Source organism: Vibrio sp. 10N.261.52.A1, from assembly GCF_002876325.1.
GTDB lineage: Bacteria > Pseudomonadota > Gammaproteobacteria > Enterobacterales > Vibrionaceae > Vibrio > Vibrio chagasii.
The window spans coordinates 1-1074 of sequence record NZ_MCYD01000400.1 but is presented as its reverse complement, the minus strand read 5'-3'; the positions used below and the strand labels follow the sequence as shown (position 1 = coordinate 1074).

Annotated in this window: 1 protein-coding gene; it reads right to left on the bottom strand. The window is 38.2% G+C overall.

Features of this window, described 5'->3' with window-relative positions:
• Positions 1-378: 378 nt before the first annotated feature.
• The gene (locus BCT81_RS29120) at positions 379-519 is read right to left on the bottom strand and encodes a hypothetical protein (protein WP_157938847.1); all 141 of its coding nucleotides are present in this window, start codon (positions 517-519) and stop codon (positions 379-381) included.
• Positions 520-1074 lie beyond the last annotated feature (555 nt).

Here is a 1074-nt window from a genome sequence, read left to right as displayed (position 1 = left end):
CTATATTTGTGGGTGATTTGCTAAAATATAACGTTTTTTTACGGCTATTATATAACTAGTATAAGTTGTGATTTACTGCGTTGCATCACAGGCACTTGTGTTTCTTCTACGAACAAACAAAGCACCTAATTGTTGCGCGTTGCTTTTCATTCAATGAATTGAATTCAAAACAAGTACTCAAATCCCTTTACTAAATCGTTGTACTATAGCTATTCATTTCTCATTAGTAGTATTCGTTACTTCGTCACTCACGCTCAGCGCTACCCCGAAGGGGATTCATGATATGGAACACTAAGGGCTTTGCCCGTGTGTGACTGTGGATGAATTATTGTGTAATGAGCCAAGCTACAGCCGTGCCTAGCCCTCCACCCACAAACTCTAATCACCTCTTGCCAGATAAGCATCAATAACTGAATGCTCAAGCAATGGCAGCGTTTGGTATATCTCTTCCACTGTTTGTCCTTTTGAAAACATCGAGTTGACTAGTGTTGATATGTACGTTTCAAATTTGTATGCCATGTTTTTCTCTCCTTAAAGTTGACTATTTACAGATAGCCTTATCGGCACATCTATTTAACGAATAGATCCGAGGGGCTTTGGATACTGCCGACAGTATCTTTAATTCGCCAGTTTTAGGTTTATTGGTAAAAAGGCGTGATTTAACGTCAAAATAGCGCGAAATAAGCACTGTTTTGTTGATTTAAAGCACTTTTAGCAATGTTTTTAAGCTCTATGTTTTACGTGGAAGTACTGGCAGCATTTTCAACTCGTAAAACCTTATTGGCGTTCTGGGTGGATGAAAGTTCTAAAAAATTGAGTAATACAGATCAGAACTAACAGTAGTGGTTGGCGAATCCTAACAATAGGTATAACAGGTGGTTTTAAAAATAGCCTTCAGGTATAGAGCCGGATATAGCAATACGTATTACCTGATTTTTAAAGTGGGGGGTGGGGGGCTAATAGAGGAATATGGATAGTCCAGATCTTTATACGTTCCATCATTCATACCAGTAGTGACAATCAATTCCCCACCATTAGGTTAAACAACTAGTACATAATGAGTAAGCTTTATAT

Excerpts from the sequence above, each read along its gene's own strand:
- BCT81_RS29120 (WP_157938847.1), bottom strand. The coding sequence starts at position 519 with ATGGCATACAAATTTGAAACGTACATATCAACACTAGTCAACTCGATG.